Raw genomic sequence first — 18,476 nt, 5'->3', positions numbered from 1 at the left:
GTTCAAAATGTTATCCGGTATTAGCCCCGGTTTCCCGGAGTTATCCCAGTCTTATGGGCAGGTTACCCACGTGTTACTCACCCGTCCGCCGCTAACTTCATAAGAGCAAGCTCTTAATCCATTCGCTCGACTTGCATGTATTAGGCACGCCGCCAGCGTTCATCCTGAGCCAGGATCAAACTCTCCAATAAAGTTAGTTTGTCTAGCATCTAAAATAAAAATTGACGTTTCACGTTGTTTGTTTCGTTCAGTTTTCAAAGAACTACTTGGTCGCTCATTTGCGACTTCCTTATGTTAACATCTTCATTTTTCAATGTCAACTAAGTTTTTTAATTTCTTTTTTGTCGTTTTCTGCGTTTCTGCATCAGCGACGGTTATTAATTTACCATATACAAACCATTAGCGTCAACACTTTTTAATAAAAAATTCTTTTTCTTACATAACGAATACATTCTTCTGTGTTAGCTACTCTCCGGAATAAACAGAAAATGATTTTATATCTTTCTTCCATGGCTTTTTTTACAACTTCATGAATACGCTCATCTTCAAAATCAAATAAAAGTTCCTCTAATTCTCTCTTCAATATGTATTCCATTTCTTTTCTTTCTTCTTTTGTCAACATCAGCCCAAGCAAACAATCACCTCAATAATTCCTTACGCAACAATAAACGTTCCGCTCATTTTCAATTATCACAATCCTATCATCCATTATATCCACTACTTACGATGTTAATCCTTTGTTCTCTTTTTTATATTTACAGCATATATGTAACTGAAAAGGATTGGACAAAGGGGCGTAATATTATGTTTTTCTTTTTTATTACGAGTAAGAGAAATTTTAAACACATTAGCTTAATAGTGATACTGTCCTTATTTACAGCATGGCTACTCTTTTTAAAAACATATTCACATGAATCTGCTTTTTCAACTGCTACAGGCCCTAAAGTAATTTACAAAGGAGACACCGCTAAAAAGCAAGTTGCATTTACGTTTGATATTAGTTGGGGAGACAAAAAAGCAATTCCAATCCTAGATACTCTTAAAGAAAGAGAAATTAAGAATGCAACCTTCTTCCTTTCTGCTGCATGGGCCGAAAGACACCCCGATATTGTAGAGCGAATCATGAAAGATGGGCACGAAATCGGTAGTATGGGGTACAATTACACATCCTATACTTCTCTAGAGACAAATGAAATAAGGCGAGACCTTTTACGAGCACAAGATGTTTTTACGAAACTTGGTGTAAAACAAGTCAAGCTGTTACGTCCACCTAGTGGCGAATTTAACAAAGCAACCCTTAAAATCGCAGAATCACTTGGATACACCGTCGTGCATTGGAGTAATAATTCAAACGATTGGAAAAACCCAGGTGTAAATAATATCGTTTCCACTGTCTCTAATAATTTGAAGGGTGGAGATATCGTCTTATTACACGCATCCGATTCTGCCCTTCAAACAAATAGAGCTTTACCGCTGCTCCTGCAAAAAATAAAAAGTGATGGATATGAGCAAATATCCGTGTCACAACTTATTTCCAACACAAGTACGAAAAGTGAAGATGTGAAGTAGCTTCTTCCTAACTACTCTTCACGCATAAAAAGCTCTACTACCTTTCAAGAAGGTGGTAGAGCTTTTTTAATCATACCATTTCCAGCATTATAACTGCTGGTGTATAAAACCTCTCTCTATTAAGCTGATTTACTTGTTTTTCCGATTAAACGATGTAATACAAGTAATTGATACGCATTACATAACAATAGCGGTATAACCATTAAATATAGCCAATCTGTATCATTAATCCGAAGCGCCGGTACCCATTCAAGGATTGTTACAACAACCATAAAGAACAGAGCTGGCACAAATGCTTTTTTATTTGTTTCTTTACTTTTTACATAAGCAACAATTGCTCCAAACACAAATAATATTCCAGCAACAAGTATGTTATTCCCTAACGAGACTTCCCCATTTGCAATAAGTACAGATCTTAAATACACAAAATCAAATAATACGAATGCAATAAAGAAGAGCTGGACTGCATTCCATAAAGAAGATGAGCGAAACATCCCTAGTCCAAAACGGTGGATTGTTAAATATGCAAAGAATCCCATTTGACTTATAACACTAAAAATAAATCCTACACCCATCAGCCAGAAAGATACTGCTAAAATCTCCTTACCGTCAAAATTTTGAAAAAATTTATTGTACTTGTCCCACTCCAAAACAAAACCAATAATAACTGTGCTAATCCCACCAAGAAACAACGTCGTTAAAAATAGTCGTACCCACTTGCGGCTATTCACAACACATCCCCCATTATCCTTATATTTCTAATTAAATTGTATCAATGACAATTTCAAAAAGCTAGCCATGTTCATGTATAAATTCCTTAAAGATATTTATATTAAAAAGAGAGAACTGTGCTGAAAGGAGTTCCAACTTATGAAACGGATGCTATTCATTTTCGTTTCTTCTTTTCTACTTATCGCACTTGCAGCATGCGCACAAGGAAAAGAAACGAAATCCGAACTAGATTACGATCAAACAAAGAAAATGATTGTTGATATTTTAAAAACAGATCAAGGTAAGAAAGCTATTCAAGATGTATTAACTGATGAAAAAATGAAACAAGCACTCATACTAGATGAAACAGTAGTAAAGAAAACGATTGAAGATGCCATGGTATCCGATAAAGGGCAACAATTCTGGGAAAAGCTCTTTAAAGATCCTGAGTTCTCATCAAAGTTTGCTAAAAGTATGGGGAAAGAACAAACTCAATTAATGAAAACCTTACTAAAAGACCCTGAATACCAAGCAGGCGTTATAGAAATTATGAAAAATCCTGAAGTAGAAAAAATAATGTTACAAACAATGAAGAGTAAAGAATACCGTCAATATCTACAACAAGTACTAACAGAAACTGCTGAAAGTCCACTCTTCCAAGCCAAGATGATTGATATCATTAGTAAAGGTGTGCAAAAAGCTGAAAAAGGCGGATCTGGTAAGAAAGAAGCAGGCGGTGACGGTGGTTCTCAAGGCGAAAAGAAGGAAGAACAGTAAAAAATAATAACTATAATAACGAGTGGACAATGTATACATTGTTCACTCGTTATTACTTTATCTTACTATTAACAGACAAAATGGCCCCCTCTAGTTAAGCGAAAGGTTTACTAACAACAAAAGCATTATTGTTGTCAGTAACAGGTGAACCCCACTGATTAAAGTTTCACTTTATTTTTGTGTAACAGCTGTTTTATCAATTACTGTTTCAGCTATTTTACTATAAATAATGCCCGTTGTATGTGTATCTTCATATACTGAAGGAGCAAAGTCTTCTTTATTCCAATCGGGTTGTTGTAGCGGAATGCGACCAAGAACATTCGTTTGTAATTCGGTAGCTAACTTATCTCCCCCGCCTTTTCCAAATACATATTCTTTCTCACCAGTTACCTTACTTTCAAAATATGCCATATTCTCAACAACACCAAGAATACTATGTTCAGTGCGCAATGCCATCGCTCCAGCACGTGCTGCTACAAACGCAGCTGTTGGATGAGGCGTCGTTACAATAATCTCTTTGCAAGATGGCAACATTGAGTGCACATCTAACGCAACATCACCTGTGCCTGGTGGCAAATCTAGTACTAAATAATCTAGATCGCCCCATTCTACTTCTGTGAAGAAGTGGTTTAACATTTTCCCAAGCATAGGTCCTCTCCAAATAACTGGTGCATTATCCTCTACAAAGAAGCCCATTGAGATTACCTTTACACCTAAACGTTCCACCGGAATTATTTTGTCACCTCTTACGATAGGACGTTTTTCTATCCCCATCATGTCTGGCACACTAAAACCGTAAATGTCCGCATCGATAATACCAACTTTTTTTCCTAAACGAGCTAAAGCAACTGCAAGGTTAACGGAAACAGTTGATTTTCCCACGCCACCTTTTCCACTCGCTACTGCTAAGAATGTTGTTTTTGAATTAGGTGACAATAAAGATTCACTTTGCTCTTCTTGTTGTTCCGGTGCAAACTGAGCTAATTCCTCTTCTGTAAATTCTGCAAAACGAAGTCCAACTGTTGCTGCCCCAAGTTCTTTTACTAACTTTACAATTCCAGACTGCAACTGCATTTGTTCCGCTGTACCGGTTTTTACGATTGCAATTTTGACACTCACATGTTCCTTCTCTGGCTTGACTGTTACCTCTTTAATTGCATTTGTTTCTTTTAATGTTTTATGTAAAAACGGATCCACAATCCCTTCTAACGCTTCAACCACTTGCTCTTTCGTTACCATAATTAGCCCAGCCCCCTGTATGAAAAATAACGTAATGTTAATTGAATTTATCTCTGCTTATTCTTGAAATAAATGCGTTTACATTTCCAGTATAACATATTTTCCGAAAACTTCGTTAACGAGAGAAGCTCAAAAAAATCCTCCTTATTCTGGAGGATTTCCTTTTTCCGTGAAATAACGTAATATACCACGGTATATTGCAGCTGCTAACTTTTGCTGATATTTCTCCGAATTTAACATATACCTTTCGTTCACATTCGATAAAAAGCCAGCTTCAATTAAAGCACCTGGTGTTTTAGAATACTTTAATAAATACACATGCGAAATAGTCTTAGCAGAACGATTCGTGTTCTCTAAACTTGTTCTCAATTCAGCCTGTATAAATTTTGCAGCACGTTCATTTTCAATTGAAGAACGGTAATAGAACGTTTGTGCGCCTTTCGATCCACTACTAGTTAAAGCATTTAAATGAATACTTGCAAAAAAGTCTACATCAGGTTTATTGATGATTTCTACACGTTTTTTTAAATCCTCTGCTTTACGTCTGCTATATGACTTTGTATCTTTGTTAGCTAAATCATAATCTCCCTCACGCGTTAAAATAACTAGTGCACCTTGTTCTTGTAAATAGTCTTGTACCTTTTTTGTAATTTCAAGCGTAATATCCTTTTCTATAATATCCTTTCCACCAACAGCCCCTCCATCTGGTCCACCATGCCCAGCATCTAATACGATTACTTTCCCTGATAAGGGTAAATTCCAAGCACGCCACGATTTTGTAATTTGAAATTCTTGTTTGACTAAAAAAAACAATACAACCGCAGCGAGTGCAAAAGAGATAATTCGAATTCTCTTCATACCTTTCCTCCTCCAGCTAGTCCCTCTAATTACTTATATGGGACAAGAGGAAAGTTTATGCTTGTCTTAATGAAGCTTTAATCGATATCTTCTTTCACCTTTTTCATACCCTTCTTGCCACCACAATCCTATAAACTGCTGACAAGATTCAAAAAGTAATTCCTCATCTTTCAACTTTATTTCTCGCATAGTCATACTCGTTAAAAATTGAAATAGCGTTTCAGTTAATTGTTGTTCTTCTTCTAAAGCTCTATATTTCACATCAATAAATGATTCACCATAATAACCAAATTTACTGTATCTCGCTCCTAATAAATAAGATTCTATCCCTAATTCAATACAGTAATCTTCATACTGACGATGAAGCTCTTGCATTTGAAAGGCATCACGAATATTTGAACGCAATGTTTTTAATGATAATTCCCGCAACATCTTCCGCTCGTATTTTAACTGCTTTTCTTTTTGTTTTTCTTGTAAGCTGACAATGACATTCATAGTACTTATAAACCTCCCTAATACGTATTAGTCTAAACTTCTAAAGAAGAAGCATACGCGCGGCGGTAGCACTAAAATATTCCAAGCTATAAAAATTGCAAAAGAGGAATGAAACATAAAAAAACCCCAACCAAAATGGTTGGGGTTTGTAGTTCGCAAAAATTAACGTTTTGAGAACTGAGGTGCACGACGTGCGCCTTTAAGACCGTATTTTTTACGCTCTTTCATACGTGCGTCACGAGTTAATAGACCTGCACGTTTTAGTGTTAGACGGTATTCTGGATCAGCTTTTAATAAAGCGCGAGAAATACCGTGACGAATAGCACCAGCTTGACCAGTGTATCCACCACCATTTACGTTTACAAGTACATCGTAGTTACCTAAAGTTTCTGTTGCAACTAGAGGTTGTTTCACTACTTCACGTAATGCAGCAAATGGGATATAGTTTTCAAAATCACGACCGTTAATGATAACGCGTCCTTCGCCTGGAACTAGGCGTACGCGCGCTACTGAACTCTTACGACGTCCAGTACCATAGTATTGAACCTGTGCCAAAGTAAGCCCTCCTTTAATTAATTATCCGCGAAGTTCGTAAACTTCTGGTTTTTGTGCTTGGTGTGGATGCTCTGCTCCAGCATACACGTTAAGTTTCTTAGAAACTTGACGGCCTAAGCGTCCTTTTGGAAGCATGCCTTTAATTGCAAGCTCTAACATTTGTACAGGGTAGTTTGTACGCATTTCAAGAGCTGTTCTTTGCTTAAGTCCACCTGGGTGGTTAGTGTGACGGTAGTAAATTTTATCGTTTAATTTATTACCTGTTAAATGAATTTTCTCAGCGTTAATAATAATTACATGATCACCCGTGTCAACGTGTGGTGTAAATGTAGGTTTGTTTTTACCACGTAAAATGGATGCTACTTCACTAGCAAGGCGACCTAAAGTTTGACCTTCAGCATCAACCACATACCATTTACGCTCAACTTCGTTAGCTTTTGCCATAAAAGTCGTACGCATGTGTTTCCCTCCTCGTTATCTTTTCCATAGAAAAAATCTATTGTTTATCTTAAACACGATTTCCTTCCGGGGCTAATCGTGGTTTTAGAAACAATACCATATGTTATGATATACTTTTGAGTTTCTAATGTCAAGCAAATGTTACACCAGGATTAGTTGTTATAGTTTACCTCCCATAAGTAAAGCCCATGACCTGGAGCCATCTTTCCAGCAAACTGACGATTTTGTTTCGCTAAAATCTCTGGAATGCTATCAGGATCAAGCTTTCCTTGTCCTATGCTAAGTAACGTACCAACAATAATTCTGACCATATTATATAAAAATCCATTACCTACAAAACGAAAAATTATTTCATCATCTTGTTCAATTAACTCAATTTCATAAATTGTTCGCACTTTATCTTTTTTGTCAGTTTTTGCCGAACAAAAAGAAGTGAAATCATGCGTTCCAATAAAATAAGGAATTGCTTTTCTTATAGAGTTGATTTCGAGCGGGTATGGATATTGATATACGTAATTTCTACGGAATACATCCGCAGTCTTTGATAATAATACACGATAACGATATTCTTTTTTCTCAACACCGTAACGTGCATGAAATTCTTCTGTTTTTTTCTCTACTTGTCTTATAACAATATCATCTGGCAACATTGTGTTTAAAGCATTACTCCATTGCCACTCTTCAAGAGACAAAGGGGTATCAAAGTGTATTACTTGTCCTTTTGCATGAACTGTAGAATCTGTTCTACCAGATGCCTGAACACGAACAAGTTCTCCCTTATGCAATTTCTGCAATGCTTTTTCTATCTCCTGTTGAACAGTACGATGGTTCGGCTGAATTTGATAACCACAAAAATGCATGCCATCATATGCAACCGTACATTTTATTCTATCCATTTCTCTATTCTCCATTACGATCGCACCCATGCCAAAATACAAGCTAAACAAAATAAGCTGACAATCGTTACTGTATCGCTTGTTTTCCAGCGTAGTTGCCTAAATTTAGTACGTCCTTCACCACTTTGATATCCACGAGCTTCCATCGCAATGGCTAAGTCCTCTGCACGCTTAAAAGCACTGATAAACAGAGGAACGAGCAGTGAAATAATAGCTTTCATTCTATCTTTTATCGGTCCCCCGGCAAAATCAATACCACGTGACGCTTGTGCTTTCATTATTTTACTCGTTTCATCCATTAATGTCGGGATAAAACGAAGAGAAATTGACATCATTAATGCGATTTCATGAACAGGAACCTTTATACGCTTCAACGGCTTTAATAACGTCTCCAAACCATCTGTAATTTCAATAGGTGTCGTCGTTAACGTTAATAATGTCGTCATTAAAATAATAACGAAGAATCGTACAGAAATGTATATCCCTTGCTCTAATCCTTTTTCATATATCGAAAACCAACCAAGCTGGAATAGTACATCCCCCTCTTTATTTGTAAAAATATGCAGGAAAAATGTAAAAAGAAAAATCCATAAAATTGGTTTTAAGCCCGAAAGTACATAACGAATCGGCACTTTTGCAAAAAATAAAGCAATGAGTGCATATAAAAATAAAAATCCATATGAAATCGCATTATTTGCTAAGAAAACAACAAATACATATAAAAAGACAATCAGCAGCTTCGTACGTGGATCAAGTTGATGAATAAGTGAATTCCCCGGGATATATCTCCCAATAATCAACTGCTGCATGATTCATGACCACCTTTTCGTAACACCTGCACAACTTCATGAGTAAGATCCTCTAAAGATAAGGTAGCCTTTGGAATTGAAATACCAAACTTCTCTTCAATTGCACGTTTATACTTTAATGACATAGGAAGATCCACACCAATTTTCTCTAGTTCATCAGCATGTGAAAATACTTCCTCTGCACTTCCTTGCAAAAAGACCGTTCCTTTATGCATAACTACAATCTGCTCCGCATACTGAGCAGCATCCTCCATATTATGCGTTACAAGGATAACTGTAAGACCCTTCTCCTTGTGCAGCTTATAAAACATCTCCATAAGTTCGTTCTGCCCTTTTGGATCTAGTCCTGCTGTAGGTTCATCTAATACAAGCACTTCAGGTTCCATCGCCAGTACACCCGCTATAGCAACACGTCTCATTTGTCCACCACTTAATTCGAACGGAGAACGTGTTAACAGTTCCGGTTCTAGCCCTACAAGTTCAATTGCCTTTCTAGCCTTTTGCCTTGCTTCGTCTACAGATACTCCAAAATTAGTAGGGCCGAAACAAATATCTTTCTCCACAGTCTCTTCAAACAACTGATGTTCTGGGAATTGAAAGACAACCCCTACTTTTTTACGTAGTGGCTTTAGCTTTTTTTCTTTCTTTCCTGCCGAAATCAAATGTTCACCAATTTGAACTGTACCATTTGTCGGCTGCAATAAACCATTTAAATGTTGAATCATCGTCGACTTACCTGAACCAGTATGACCGATAATGGCATAATAACCCCCACTTGGAAACGACACGTCTACATCATAAAGTGCGCGTCTTTCAAATGGAGTTTTATATTGATAACGATGTTCTACTTTTTGGAATGTAATCTCCAAAGTTCGTTCACCAAGCTTTCCATTGTAAGATGCGTATTTTGCAAGAGAATTTCATTTCTTTTTAATAATTCTGCTATTTTCACTGATAATGGTACATCTAATCCAATTTCTTGGAGCATATGAGAGGATTTGAAAATTTGTTCTGGAGTCCCTTCCTCTAATATCTCTCCCTTATTTAAAATAATGACACGGTCTGATTGTGCCGCTTCTTCTAAATCGTGCGTAATTGATAACACGGTAATACCTTTTTGATTAACAAGTTGTCTAACCGTTTCTACTACTTCACGTCTCCCTTGGGGGTCTAGCATTGACGTTGCTTCATCTAATATTAAAATAGATGGCTGAAGTGCTAAAACGCCTGCTATTGCCACTCGCTGTTTTTGCCCACCAGATAACGAATGAGGCTCATCATTAAGAAAATCTTCCATACGGACAAGTTTGAGAGCCTGATCTAATCTTTCTACCATCTGTTCTCTTGGCATTCCGATATTCTCTAAGCCAAAAACAACGTCGTCTTGCACTGTCGTTCCAACAAATTGATTATCTGGGTTTTGAAATACCATCCCAATTTGTTTTCGAACATCCCATACCGTTTCCTCTGATAAAACCATTGTATCATTTACTGTAATAGTTCCTGCTTCTGGCAAAAACAAACCATTCAATAATTTTGCAAGTGTAGACTTCCCTGAACCGTTTTGTCCAATAACAGATACCCATTCTCCCTCATATAAGGAAAATGAAACATCTTTTAATGCATAAGTGGCTGCCCCAGGATATTGAAAGGATATATTTTCTGTCCGAAGTTTCTCTTTTTTCAATACAAGGCACCCTTTCCTTCGCCAAGTTAGCCTATTTTTATATTTAAAAAAAAGGGCCATGACCAGTTTCTTGAAAAGAACTGTCCTGCCCTTTTAATTATCATTATACTAACTCGATAATTACCATTGGTGCTGCGTCTCCGCGACGTGGACCAATTTTTGCAATACGAGTGTATCCGCCTTGGCGCTCAGCATAGCGTGGAGCTACATCAGCGAATAATTTTTGAAGTGCATCTTGACCAGTCTCAGCGTTAGCTACTTCATTGCGAATGAAAGCTGCTGCTTGACGACGAGCATGAAGATCTCCGCGTTTACCTAAAGTGATCATTTTTTCCACTACAGAACGAAGTTCTTTTGCACGAGTTTCTGTCGTTTGGATGCGCTCGTTGATAATTAAATCAGTAGCTAAGTCACGTAACATAGCTTTACGTTGCGCACTTGTACGGCCTAATTTTCTGTATGCCATTCGTAGTTCCCTCCTTTGTTGATGGGTTTAAATCCTCAGTCGTCTTTACGTAAACCTAAACCTAATTCTTCAAGTTTATGTTTAACTTCTTCTAAGGATTTACGTCCTAAGTTACGAACTTTCATCATATCTTCTTCTGTTTTGTTCGCAAGCTCTTGTACAGTATTAATTCCTGCACGTTTAAGGCAATTATAAGAACGAACAGAAAGATCTAGTTCCTCGATAGTCATCTCAAGAACTTTCTCTTTTTGATCTTCTTCCTTCTCAACCATAATCTCAGCATTTTGTGCTTCATCAGTTAAACCAACAAAGATATTTAAATGCTCAGTTAAGATTTTGGCACCTAAAGAGATAGCTTCTTTTGGCCCGATGCTTCCATCCGTCCATACATCAAGCGTAAGCTTATCATAATTAGCCACTTGTCCGACACGTGTCTTTTCCACTTGGTAAGTCACACGTGATACTGGAGTATAAATAGAATCAATAGGAATTACTCCTATTGGTTGATCTTCGCTTTTATTTGCATCAGCTGGCGTATACCCACGGCCACGCTTTGCAGTTAAACGCACGCGGAAATGCGCATCTTTTGCTAACGTTGCAATGTGTAAATCTGGATTTAAGATTTCTACATCACTATCGTGAGTAATATCAGCAGCTGTGACAATACCTTCGCCCTGCACATCAATTTCCAACGTCTTCTCTTCTTCAGAGTAGATTTTAAGAGCTAACTTTTTCAAGTTTAAGATGATCGTTGTAACGTCTTCTACTACGCCCTCAACTGTTGAAAATTCATGTAATACGCCATCGATTTGGATAGCAGTAACAGCGGCACCAGGGAGTGAAGATAAAAGAATACGACGTAAGGAGTTACCCAACGTAGTACCATATCCACGCTCAAGCGGTTCAATTACGAATTTACCATATTTAGCATCTTCGTTAAGTTCAACCGTTTCGATTTTCGGCTTTTCGATTTCAATCATTAACTAAACCCTCCTTCAAAACGTCGAAACCCCGGTTAAACAAAGGTACAACCCCTGTCTAACCGAAAGTCCCCCTTAGGCAGTTCCCGATTGTGCACAACAAGCGATGTTTCTGTACGAAATTTCTCGATAATGCATCATATCCATTATAGACAAAAGGGAAAATTCTATACAGAAAAATTACACACGACGACGTTTTGGTGGACGACATCCATTATGAGGAACTGGAGTAACATCTCTAATTGCTGTTACTTCTAGACCTGCAGCTTGAAGAGCACGAATTGCAGCTTCACGACCAGCACCAGGACCTTTAACAGTAACCTCTAAAGTTTTTAAACCGTGTTCCATTGCAGCTTTAGCAGCAGTTTCAGCAGCCATTTGCGCAGCGAATGGAGTAGATTTACGAGATCCACGGAAACCAAGTGCACCAGCACTAGACCAAGAAAGTGCGTTACCGTGAGTATCTGTAAGAGTTACGATTGTGTTGTTGAAAGTAGAACGAATATGAGCTATACCAGCTTCAATATTCTTTTTCACACGTTTTTTACGAGTGTTTGTTTTACGTGCCATTGTTAGTTCAACCTCCTTTACTTATTATTTCTTTTTATTTGCTACTGTACGACGTGGACCTTTACGTGTACGAGCATTGTTTTTAGAATTTTGACCACGAACTGGTAAGCCACGACGGTGACGAAGACCACGGTAAGAACCGATCTCCATTAGACGTTTAATGTTAAGAGATACTTCACGACGAAGGTCTCCCTCAACTTTAATACGATCGATGATATCACGGATACGTCCTAATTCGTCTTCCGTTAAATCACGAACTCGTGTTTCTTCAGAAATACCTGCTTCAGCAAGAATTTTTTCAGCAGTTGTGCGACCAATGCCGAATACGTAAGTTAAAGAAATAACAACGCGTTTGTCTCGAGGAATATCTACACCTGCGATACGTGCCATTACGAATGCACCTCCTTCTGATTAACCTTGTTTTTGTTTATGTTTAGGGTTTTCACAAATAACCATTACTTTTCCACGTCTACGAATAACTTTACATTTTTCGCAGATTGGTTTAACTGACGGTCTTACTTTCATGTCTCGAACCTCCTTAAAGATTACGGAGTGCTATATTATTTAAAACGGTACGTAATACGACCACGATTTAAATCGTACGGAGATAATTCTACCGTAACTTTGTCTCCTGGTAAAATACGAATGAAGTTCATACGGATTTTACCAGAAACGTGAGCCAATACGACATGCCCATTCTCTAATTCTACTTTGAACATAGCATTTGGCAACGTTTCAAGAACGGTACCTTCGACTTCAATTACATCATCTTTAGCCATTCAATAGTTCTCCCTTCTTCAAATCAGTAACATTTTACACTGCTCTGAAATCCCGGAGAGCCAGCTACTTATAAAGTGGTAAGGATTTCGTATCCTGCTTCTGTAAGAGCAATCGTGTGCTCAAAATGGGCACACCATTTACCATCTACCGTTACCACTGTCCAGTCATCAGATAGTGTTTTTACATATCGTCTTCCTTGATTCACCATCGGCTCAACACAGATGACCATTCCCGGCTTTAATCTAGGGCCTCTATTTGGTGGACCATAGTGCGGGATTTGAGGGTCCTCATGTAAGTCTTGCCCGATTCCGTGACCAACATACTCCCTAACGATCGAGAATCCATTCTCTTCAGCATGGGTTTGAACCGCATGTGAGATATTTGATAATCTCTCGCCTGGTTTTACTTGTTCTAGACCAAGATACAACGATTTTTCTGTGACATCAAGTAGCTTTTGAACAGATTCAGAAATGTTTCCAACTGGATACGTCCATGCAGAATCTCCATGGTACCCATTGTATTTCGCACCAATATCGATACTGATGATATCGCCCTCTTTGAGCTTGCGCTTCCCTGGAATTCCGTGTACAAGCTCTTCATTTACAGAAGCACATATGCTCCCCGGAAATCCGTTGTATCCTTTAAAAGATGGCGTAGCACCATATTTTTGAATCGTCTTTTCCGCTATTTGATCGAGCTCTTTCGTTGTAATTCCTGGAGTAATGTGTTGTTTCAACTCTTGATGAGTCAAAGCAACGATCCTGCCAGCTTCTCGCATGATTTCTATCTCGCGAGGAGTTTTGCAGATTATCATTACGCTAAGCCTCCGATGAGAACATCGATATCAGCAAATACTTTATTGATATCTTGCTCACCATTAATGCTTTGTAAGTAACCAAGCTCTTCGTAGAAATCAAGCAAAGGTTTTGTTTGCTTAATATTTACATCTAAACGATTTGCTACAGTTTCTTCATTGTCATCAGAGCGTTGATATAATTCGCCACCACATTTATCGCACACATCAGCTTTTGCTGGTGGATTGAATTCTAAGTGGTAAGTCGCACCGCACTCTTTACAAATGCGACGGCCTGTAAGGCGTTTTAATAACAACCCTGAATCCACATTAATGTTTAAAACATAGTCGATTTTTTTGCCAAGATCTTTCATAATTTCTTCAAGAGCTGATGCTTGTGCAACAGTTCGTGGGAAACCGTCTAGTAAGAAACCTCTTACGCAGTCGTCTTGACTTAAACGTTCACGAACGATTCCGATTGTAACTTCATCTGGAACAAGTGCACCTTTATCAATAAAAGATTTTGCTTGTAGACCCATTTCAGTTTCAGCCTTCATAGCTGCACGGAACATGTCTCCTGTTGAAATGTGAGGGATGTTATACTTGGCAACAATCTGTTCGGCTTGTGTACCTTTACCAGCACCAGGAAGCCCCATTAAAATTAAGTTCATCCTTGTTCCCCCTCAGAGTACATGAGCATGTAGGGAAGACAATTCTTCCCACTTACTCACTGCTTGATAAACCCTTTGTAATGGCGTTTTACCAGTTGGCTTTCTAGCTGCTTCATTGTTTCTAAAGCAACGCCGACAACGATTAACATACTCGTTCCACCGATCTGTGCAGATGGAGGAAGATTTCCCAATTTCGTAAAGATAACTGGTAAGATTGCAATCGCTGCTAGGAAAATTGATCCTACAAAGGTCAAACGATACAAGATTTTTGTTAGATATTGTTCCGTATTCTTACCCGGACGAATACCTGGAACATATCCACCTTGCTTGTTTAGATTCTCTGACATTTGCTCTGGATTAACCTGAACAAATGCATAGAAATATGTGAAGGCTACAATGAGCGCAACATATATGATCATTCCCACTGGGTGAGAATAGTTAAAGTTTGCAATAATCCACTGCGATACATCATGTTTCGGGAAGAACTGTGCAATAGTCGGAGGCGTAATTAAGAATGAAACAGCAAAAATTACTGGAATAACACCAGCACTATTTACCTTAAGCGGTAAATGTGTGTTTTGTGCTCCAGCATAACCACCATTTCCTCCTGTTACACGCTTCGCATATTGAATTGGGATCTTTCTAACAGCCTGTTGAATGAAAATAACACCCACAATAACTGCTAGCACAGCTAGTAAAATCAATGCAACTTTAACGATACTCATGAACAATTGATCTCCGATATTTTGAAACTGTTGCTGATACACTTGAGATATAACACTTGGGATCGCCGCGGCAATACCGCCAAAGATAAGGATGGAAATACCATTACCTACACCTTTAGCTGTAATCTGTTCACCTAACCACATTAAAAATGCAGTACCAGCAGTCAGTACCGTAGCAATGTATAAATAAGTGCTCCAACCTGGATTCAAAATTAATTGTCCACCTACCATACCGTTAAAACCGATTGACATACCAAACCCCTGAATAAACGCAAGAACAATTGTAAAGTAACGCGTGAATTGCGTTAATTTACGACGGCCCATTTCACCTTGCTTCGACCATTCCGAAAATTTAGGAACAACATCCATCTGCAATAATTGCACGATGATGGATGCTGTAATATACGGCATGATTCCCATCGCAAAGATGGAGAAGTTTTTCAAGGCTCCACCGCCAAATGTATTTAGAATACCTAAAGCATTTAATTGATCTTGTGCCTTCAGTACGTCTCCATTTGTAAATGGCACGGGGATAAACGTGCCAATCCTGAATACGATTAACATCGCTAAAGTGAATAATATTTTACGTCTTATCTCAGCAACGCGCATAAAGTTGGAGATTGTACGAAACATTAGATCACCTCAACTGATCCGCCAGCTGCTTCAATTGCTTCTTTAGCACTTGAAGAGAACTTGTGCGCTTTAACAGTTAGTTTTTTCTCTACTGCTCCGCTTGCAAGAACTTTAACACCGTCGTTTAACTTGCTGATAACGCCAGTTTCCAGCAATAATTCAGGTGTTACTTCTGTACCATCTTCAAAACGATTTAACGTTGATAAGTTTACAATAGCAAACTCTTTACGGTTAATGTTTGTGAAGCCGCGTTTTGGTAAACGACGGAATAATGGAGTTTGACCACCTTCGAAGCCAAGACGAACACCGCCGCCAGAACGTGCGTTTTGTCCTTTATGACCTTTACCAGCAGTTTTACCGTTACCAGAACCGATACCACGACCGACACGGTTACGTACTTTACGAGAACCTTCTGCAGGTTTTAATTCATGAAGTTTCATTCCCAGGCACCTCCTTATATTAATGAGTTATCCTTAAGCTTCTTTTACAGTTACAAGGTGAGAAACTTTGTTGATCATACCAAGAATAGCAGGAGTTTCTTCCTTAACTACAGTTGAATTCAACTTTTTAAGACCTAAAGCTTCTACCGTCGCACGTTGATCTTGTGGACGACCAATTACACTACGAGTGAGGGTAATTTCTAACTTTTTCGCCATTTGTTTTCCCTCCTTAACCTAGTAGCTCTTCTACAGATTTACCGCGTAATTTTGCAACATCTTCAGCGCGCTTAAGTTCGCTTAATCCGTTCACAGTAGCGCGAATCATGTTGATTGGTGTGTTAGAACCAAGAGATTTCGAAAGAATATCTTGTACACCAGCTAATTCAAGGACCGCACGAACAGGTCCACCAGCAATAACACCAGTACCCTCAGCAGCAGGTTTTAAGAATACTTCACCAGCGCCAAAATGACCGTTGATTGTGTGTGGAATTGTTGTACCAACTAATGGTACAGCGATTAAGTTTTTCTTAGCGTCTTCGATAGCTTTACGGATTGCGTCTGGTACCTCTTGTGCTTTACCAGTACCGAATCCAACATGACCGTTTTTATCGCCAACTACAACTAGTGCAGCAAAGCGGAAACGACGACCACCCTTAACAACTTTCGCGACACGATTTATCGTAACTACACGTTCTTCAAGTTCTAATTTACTTGGGTCAATGCGATGCATCAATTTTCCCTCCTTTGACCATTAAAATTGTAATCCAGCCTCACGAGCAGCTTCAGCTAGAGCTTTAACACGGCCATGGTATAAGTAACCACCGCGATCAAATACTACTTCTTTAACGCCTTTCTCTACAGCACGCTTAGCAACTGATTCTCCAACTTTCGTAGCAGCTTCAATATTGCTAGTACCGTTAAGAGCAAGGTCTTTATCAAGAGTAGATGCACTTACTAACGTTACACCATTCACATCATCAATAACTTGAGCGTAAATATGTTGGTTAGAACGGAACACGTTTAAACGTGGACGCTCTGCAGTACCAGTAAGTTTAGCACGTACACGTGCATGTCTTTTCTTACGAGTCGCATTTTTATCAGCTTTAGTGATCATTCTTGTCACTCCTTTCTCTCACCTAACGGGTTTACTTAGCAGTTTTACCTTCTTTACGACGAACAACTTCGCCTTCGTAACGAATACCTTTACCTTTGTAAGGCTCAGGAGCACGTACAGCACGGATGTTAGCAGCGAATTCGCCAACACGTTGCTTGTCGATACCTTTAATTACGATCTTAGTTGGTGCAGGTACTTCAACTTCAAGACCTGCTTCCGGAGTCATTTCTACTGGATGAGAATAACCTACGCTTAATACAAGTTTATCACCTTGTTTTTGAGCACGGTAACCAACACCGACTAATTCAAGTCCGCGTGCGAAACCTTCAGTTACACCTTCAACCATGTTTCCGATTAAAGCACGAGTTGTACCGTGTAATGCACGGTGTTCCTTCTGTTCAGATGGACGCTCAACTGTTAATGTATTCTCTTCAATTTTGATAAGCATATCAGCATTGAAAGTACGAGTTAATTCACCTTTAGGGCCTTTTACTGTTACAGTATTGTCTTCTGCAACTGTAATAGTAACACCTGCAGGGATTTCAAGAATCTTTTTACCAATACGAGACATGTGGTCACACCTCCGTTCGTTTTAAATATATATTACCAAACGTATGCTACTACTTCTCCACCAGTTTGTAATTGACGAGCGTCTTTGTCTGTCATTACTCCCTTAGATGTAGAAACAAGAGCGATACCTAATCCGTTAAGTACACGTGGTACTTCGTCAGCTTTAGCGTAAACGCGTAAGCCAGGTTTACTGATACGTTTTAATCCAGTGATTACACGTTCATTGTTTGCACCATATTTCAGGAAAATACGAAGGATACCTTGTTTGTTATCCTCGATGTATTCTACATCACGAATGAAACCTTCACGTTTTAAAAGTTCAGCGATCTCTTTTTTGATTTTAGAAGCAGGAACCTCTAATTTCTCATGACGTACCATGTTCGCATTACGGATGCGAGTAAGCATGTCTGCAATTGGATCTGTCATCACCATGTGTTTTACCTCCTTCCCATTTGTGGGTTTTACCAACTAGCTTTTTTAACACCAGGAATTTGACCTTTATATGCAAGTTCACGGAAACAAATACGGCAAAGTTTAAATTTGCGGTATACAGAATGCGGACGACCGCAGCGTTCGCAACGTGTATACTCTTGTACTTTAAACTTAGGAGTACGCTTTTGTTTCGCTATCATAGATTTTTTAGCCACGTTTTCGCCTCCTCTACTTAGCGTTGGCTTCC

The 18,476-nt window shown here is 38.6% G+C and carries 29 protein-coding genes; 2 read left to right on the top strand and 27 right to left on the bottom strand.

Features of this window, described 5'->3' with window-relative positions; all coding sequences use genetic code 11:
- Positions 1–415: 415 nt before the first annotated feature.
- The gene (locus tag BAQ53_RS00735) at positions 416–634 is read right to left on the bottom strand and encodes a hypothetical protein (RefSeq protein WP_000901147.1); all 219 of its coding nucleotides are present in this window, start codon (positions 632–634) and stop codon (positions 416–418) included.
- Between the two features lie 170 nt (positions 635–804).
- Here BAQ53_RS00735 and pdaB point away from each other — a divergent pair, with 170 nt between their 5' ends.
- Complete coding sequence (gene pdaB, locus BAQ53_RS00730) at positions 805–1,569, top strand: polysaccharide deacetylase family sporulation protein PdaB (protein ID WP_000464705.1); 765 nt, start codon at positions 805–807, stop codon at positions 1,567–1,569.
- 119 nt (positions 1,570–1,688) lie between these two features.
- Here the strand turns inward: pdaB and kbaA are convergent, their stop codons facing one another.
- Positions 1,689–2,300, bottom strand: coding sequence for a KinB signaling pathway activation protein KbaA (kbaA, locus tag BAQ53_RS00725; RefSeq protein ID WP_001088526.1), 612 nt, complete (start codon positions 2,298–2,300; stop codon positions 1,689–1,691).
- A gap of 139 nt (positions 2,301–2,439) precedes the next feature.
- On the opposite strand from kbaA, the gene gerD reads away from it, so the two are divergent.
- Positions 2,440–3,057 (top strand): spore germination lipoprotein GerD, encoded by a 618-nt coding sequence (gene gerD / locus BAQ53_RS00720; RefSeq protein WP_000827292.1) that lies wholly within the window; start codon positions 2,440–2,442, stop codon positions 3,055–3,057.
- Positions 3,058–3,228: 171 nt separating this feature from the next.
- On the opposite strand, the gene BAQ53_RS00715 is transcribed toward gerD, so the two are convergent.
- From BAQ53_RS00715 to rpsN, 25 genes are all read right to left on the bottom strand, one after another.
- Entirely contained in the window at positions 3,229–4,296 is a 1,068-nt protein-coding gene (locus BAQ53_RS00715; protein WP_000256616.1) for an Mrp/NBP35 family ATP-binding protein, read from the bottom strand.
- A gap of 144 nt (positions 4,297–4,440) precedes the next feature.
- Positions 4,441–5,154 carry an N-acetylmuramoyl-L-alanine amidase CwlD gene (gene cwlD / locus BAQ53_RS00710; protein WP_000822438.1) on the bottom strand — a complete coding sequence of 238 codons (714 nt, stop codon included), beginning with the start codon at positions 5,152–5,154 and terminating at the stop codon, positions 4,441–4,443.
- A 66-nt stretch (positions 5,155–5,220) separates the two neighbouring features.
- Positions 5,221–5,649 carry a DUF2521 family protein gene (locus tag BAQ53_RS00705; RefSeq protein WP_208906420.1) on the bottom strand — a complete coding sequence of 143 codons (429 nt, stop codon included), beginning with the start codon at positions 5,647–5,649 and terminating at the stop codon, positions 5,221–5,223.
- A gap of 162 nt (positions 5,650–5,811) precedes the next feature.
- Entirely contained in the window at positions 5,812–6,204 is a 393-nt protein-coding gene (gene rpsI, locus BAQ53_RS00700; RefSeq protein ID WP_000079986.1) for a 30S ribosomal protein S9, read from the bottom strand.
- 21 nt (positions 6,205–6,225) lie between these two features.
- Positions 6,226–6,663, bottom strand: coding sequence for a 50S ribosomal protein L13 (rplM, locus tag BAQ53_RS00695; protein WP_001260793.1), 438 nt, complete (start codon positions 6,661–6,663; stop codon positions 6,226–6,228).
- Between the two features lie 152 nt (positions 6,664–6,815).
- Entirely contained in the window at positions 6,816–7,559 is a 744-nt protein-coding gene (gene truA / locus BAQ53_RS00690) for a tRNA pseudouridine(38-40) synthase TruA (protein ID WP_002163816.1), read from the bottom strand.
- 14 nt (positions 7,560–7,573) lie between these two features.
- Positions 7,574–8,368 carry an energy-coupling factor transporter transmembrane component T family protein gene (locus BAQ53_RS00685; protein WP_001186526.1) on the bottom strand — a complete coding sequence of 265 codons (795 nt, stop codon included), beginning with the start codon at positions 8,366–8,368 and terminating at the stop codon, positions 7,574–7,576.
- Positions 8,356–9,237, bottom strand: coding sequence for an energy-coupling factor ABC transporter ATP-binding protein (locus tag BAQ53_RS00680; protein WP_000406535.1), 882 nt, complete (start codon positions 9,235–9,237; stop codon positions 8,356–8,358). Before BAQ53_RS00680 ends, BAQ53_RS00685 begins: the two co-directional genes overlap by 13 nt.
- The gene (locus BAQ53_RS00675; protein WP_208906419.1) at positions 9,213–10,055 is read right to left on the bottom strand and encodes an energy-coupling factor ABC transporter ATP-binding protein; all 843 of its coding nucleotides are present in this window, start codon (positions 10,053–10,055) and stop codon (positions 9,213–9,215) included. Before BAQ53_RS00675 ends, BAQ53_RS00680 begins: the two co-directional genes overlap by 25 nt.
- 103 nt (positions 10,056–10,158) lie before the next feature.
- Positions 10,159–10,521 carry a 50S ribosomal protein L17 gene (gene rplQ, locus BAQ53_RS00670; RefSeq protein WP_000331490.1) on the bottom strand — a complete coding sequence of 121 codons (363 nt, stop codon included), beginning with the start codon at positions 10,519–10,521 and terminating at the stop codon, positions 10,159–10,161.
- Between the two features lie 35 nt (positions 10,522–10,556).
- Positions 10,557–11,501 carry a DNA-directed RNA polymerase subunit alpha gene (locus tag BAQ53_RS00665; protein WP_000569643.1) on the bottom strand — a complete coding sequence of 315 codons (945 nt, stop codon included), beginning with the start codon at positions 11,499–11,501 and terminating at the stop codon, positions 10,557–10,559.
- Positions 11,502–11,681: 180 nt separating this feature from the next.
- Positions 11,682–12,071: a 30S ribosomal protein S11 gene (rpsK, locus tag BAQ53_RS00660; RefSeq protein ID WP_000101798.1), complete on the bottom strand. Its 390-nt coding sequence runs from the start codon at positions 12,069–12,071 to the stop codon at positions 11,682–11,684.
- A 24-nt stretch (positions 12,072–12,095) separates the two neighbouring features.
- Positions 12,096–12,461 carry a 30S ribosomal protein S13 gene (rpsM, locus tag BAQ53_RS00655; RefSeq protein ID WP_000090788.1) on the bottom strand — a complete coding sequence of 122 codons (366 nt, stop codon included), beginning with the start codon at positions 12,459–12,461 and terminating at the stop codon, positions 12,096–12,098.
- A gap of 21 nt (positions 12,462–12,482) precedes the next feature.
- Positions 12,483–12,596 carry a 50S ribosomal protein L36 gene (gene rpmJ / locus BAQ53_RS00650; protein WP_000868344.1) on the bottom strand — a complete coding sequence of 38 codons (114 nt, stop codon included), beginning with the start codon at positions 12,594–12,596 and terminating at the stop codon, positions 12,483–12,485.
- 35 nt (positions 12,597–12,631) lie between these two features.
- Positions 12,632–12,850 carry a translation initiation factor IF-1 gene (gene infA / locus BAQ53_RS00645; protein WP_001029884.1) on the bottom strand — a complete coding sequence of 73 codons (219 nt, stop codon included), beginning with the start codon at positions 12,848–12,850 and terminating at the stop codon, positions 12,632–12,634.
- Between the two features lie 68 nt (positions 12,851–12,918).
- A complete protein-coding gene (gene map / locus BAQ53_RS00640; protein ID WP_000582539.1) occupies positions 12,919–13,665 on the bottom strand; it encodes a type I methionyl aminopeptidase in 747 nt (248 codons plus the stop codon).
- Positions 13,665–14,315 (bottom strand): adenylate kinase, encoded by a 651-nt coding sequence (locus BAQ53_RS00635; protein WP_001048989.1) that lies wholly within the window; start codon positions 14,313–14,315, stop codon positions 13,665–13,667. Before BAQ53_RS00635 ends, map begins: the two co-directional genes overlap by 1 nt.
- Positions 14,316–14,371: 56 nt before the next feature.
- Positions 14,372–15,673, bottom strand: a complete 1,302-nt coding sequence (gene secY / locus BAQ53_RS00630; RefSeq protein WP_000490117.1) for a preprotein translocase subunit SecY — start codon at positions 15,671–15,673, stop codon at positions 14,372–14,374.
- Positions 15,673–16,113: a 50S ribosomal protein L15 gene (gene rplO / locus BAQ53_RS00625; RefSeq protein ID WP_000766081.1), complete on the bottom strand. Its 441-nt coding sequence runs from the start codon at positions 16,111–16,113 to the stop codon at positions 15,673–15,675. The genes secY and rplO overlap by 1 nt, the downstream gene beginning before the upstream one ends.
- A gap of 33 nt (positions 16,114–16,146) precedes the next feature.
- Positions 16,147–16,329: a 50S ribosomal protein L30 gene (rpmD, locus tag BAQ53_RS00620; RefSeq protein WP_001085234.1), complete on the bottom strand. Its 183-nt coding sequence runs from the start codon at positions 16,327–16,329 to the stop codon at positions 16,147–16,149.
- Between the two features lie 13 nt (positions 16,330–16,342).
- Positions 16,343–16,843, bottom strand: coding sequence for a 30S ribosomal protein S5 (gene rpsE, locus BAQ53_RS00615; RefSeq protein WP_000554646.1), 501 nt, complete (start codon positions 16,841–16,843; stop codon positions 16,343–16,345).
- A gap of 21 nt (positions 16,844–16,864) precedes the next feature.
- Positions 16,865–17,227, bottom strand: a complete 363-nt coding sequence (rplR, locus tag BAQ53_RS00610; protein ID WP_000628816.1) for a 50S ribosomal protein L18 — start codon at positions 17,225–17,227, stop codon at positions 16,865–16,867.
- A gap of 31 nt (positions 17,228–17,258) precedes the next feature.
- Positions 17,259–17,798: a 50S ribosomal protein L6 gene (rplF, locus tag BAQ53_RS00605; RefSeq protein WP_000086558.1), complete on the bottom strand. Its 540-nt coding sequence runs from the start codon at positions 17,796–17,798 to the stop codon at positions 17,259–17,261.
- A 32-nt stretch (positions 17,799–17,830) separates the two neighbouring features.
- Complete coding sequence (rpsH, locus tag BAQ53_RS00600) at positions 17,831–18,229, bottom strand: 30S ribosomal protein S8 (protein WP_000245511.1); 399 nt, start codon at positions 18,227–18,229, stop codon at positions 17,831–17,833.
- A gap of 29 nt (positions 18,230–18,258) precedes the next feature.
- A complete protein-coding gene (gene rpsN / locus BAQ53_RS00595) occupies positions 18,259–18,444 on the bottom strand; it encodes a 30S ribosomal protein S14 (RefSeq protein WP_001085700.1) in 186 nt (61 codons plus the stop codon).
- Positions 18,445–18,476 lie beyond the last annotated feature (32 nt).

It is taken from the genome of Bacillus sp. B25(2016b), from assembly GCF_001679765.1.
In the GTDB taxonomy this organism is placed as follows: Bacteria; Bacillota; Bacilli; order Bacillales; family Bacillaceae_G; genus Bacillus_A; species Bacillus_A thuringiensis_K.
This window is presented reverse-complemented; position numbering and strand designations above follow the sequence as displayed.

Excerpts from the sequence above, each read along its gene's own strand:
- truA (WP_002163816.1), bottom strand. The coding sequence starts at position 7,559 with ATGGATAGAATAAAATGTACGGTTGCATATGATGGCATGCATTTTTGT.
- rplF (WP_000086558.1), bottom strand. The coding sequence starts at position 17,798 with ATGTCTCGTATTGGTAAAAAGATTCTTGAAATCCCTGCAGGTGTTACT.
- cwlD (WP_000822438.1), bottom strand. The coding sequence starts at position 5,154 with ATGAAGAGAATTCGAATTATCTCTTTTGCACTCGCTGCGGTTGTATTG.
- rplR (WP_000628816.1), bottom strand. The coding sequence starts at position 17,227 with ATGATCACTAAAGCTGATAAAAATGCGACTCGTAAGAAAAGACATGCA.
- rpsM (WP_000090788.1), bottom strand. The coding sequence starts at position 12,461 with ATGGCACGTATCGCAGGTGTAGATATTCCTCGAGACAAACGCGTTGTT.
- rplQ (WP_000331490.1), bottom strand. The coding sequence starts at position 10,521 with ATGGCATACAGAAAATTAGGCCGTACAAGTGCGCAACGTAAAGCTATG.
- secY (WP_000490117.1), bottom strand. The coding sequence starts at position 15,673 with ATGTTTCGTACAATCTCCAACTTTATGCGCGTTGCTGAGATAAGACGT.
- BAQ53_RS00705 (WP_208906420.1), bottom strand. The coding sequence starts at position 5,649 with ATGAATGTCATTGTCAGCTTACAAGAAAAACAAAAAGAAAAGCAGTTA.
- rpmD (WP_001085234.1), bottom strand. The coding sequence starts at position 16,329 with ATGGCGAAAAAGTTAGAAATTACCCTCACTCGTAGTGTAATTGGTCGT.
- pdaB (WP_000464705.1), top strand. The coding sequence starts at position 805 with ATGTTTTTCTTTTTTATTACGAGTAAGAGAAATTTTAAACACATTAGC.
- BAQ53_RS00665 (WP_000569643.1), bottom strand. The coding sequence starts at position 11,501 with ATGATTGAAATCGAAAAGCCGAAAATCGAAACGGTTGAACTTAACGAA.
- rplM (WP_001260793.1), bottom strand. The coding sequence starts at position 6,663 with ATGCGTACGACTTTTATGGCAAAAGCTAACGAAGTTGAGCGTAAATGG.
- rpsE (WP_000554646.1), bottom strand. The coding sequence starts at position 16,843 with ATGCATCGCATTGACCCAAGTAAATTAGAACTTGAAGAACGTGTAGTT.
- map (WP_000582539.1), bottom strand. The coding sequence starts at position 13,665 with ATGATAATCTGCAAAACTCCTCGCGAGATAGAAATCATGCGAGAAGCT.
- rpmJ (WP_000868344.1), bottom strand. The coding sequence starts at position 12,596 with ATGAAAGTAAGACCGTCAGTTAAACCAATCTGCGAAAAATGTAAAGTT.
- infA (WP_001029884.1), bottom strand. The coding sequence starts at position 12,850 with ATGGCTAAAGATGATGTAATTGAAGTCGAAGGTACCGTTCTTGAAACG.
- BAQ53_RS00635 (WP_001048989.1), bottom strand. The coding sequence starts at position 14,315 with ATGAACTTAATTTTAATGGGGCTTCCTGGTGCTGGTAAAGGTACACAA.
- gerD (WP_000827292.1), top strand. The coding sequence starts at position 2,440 with ATGAAACGGATGCTATTCATTTTCGTTTCTTCTTTTCTACTTATCGCA.
- rpsH (WP_000245511.1), bottom strand. The coding sequence starts at position 18,229 with ATGGTGATGACAGATCCAATTGCAGACATGCTTACTCGCATCCGTAAT.
- BAQ53_RS00685 (WP_001186526.1), bottom strand. The coding sequence starts at position 8,368 with ATGCAGCAGTTGATTATTGGGAGATATATCCCGGGGAATTCACTTATT.
- rplO (WP_000766081.1), bottom strand. The coding sequence starts at position 16,113 with ATGAAACTTCATGAATTAAAACCTGCAGAAGGTTCTCGTAAAGTACGT.
- BAQ53_RS00715 (WP_000256616.1), bottom strand. The coding sequence starts at position 4,296 with ATGGTAACGAAAGAGCAAGTGGTTGAAGCGTTAGAAGGGATTGTGGAT.
- rpsK (WP_000101798.1), bottom strand. The coding sequence starts at position 12,071 with ATGGCACGTAAAACAAACACTCGTAAAAAACGTGTGAAAAAGAATATT.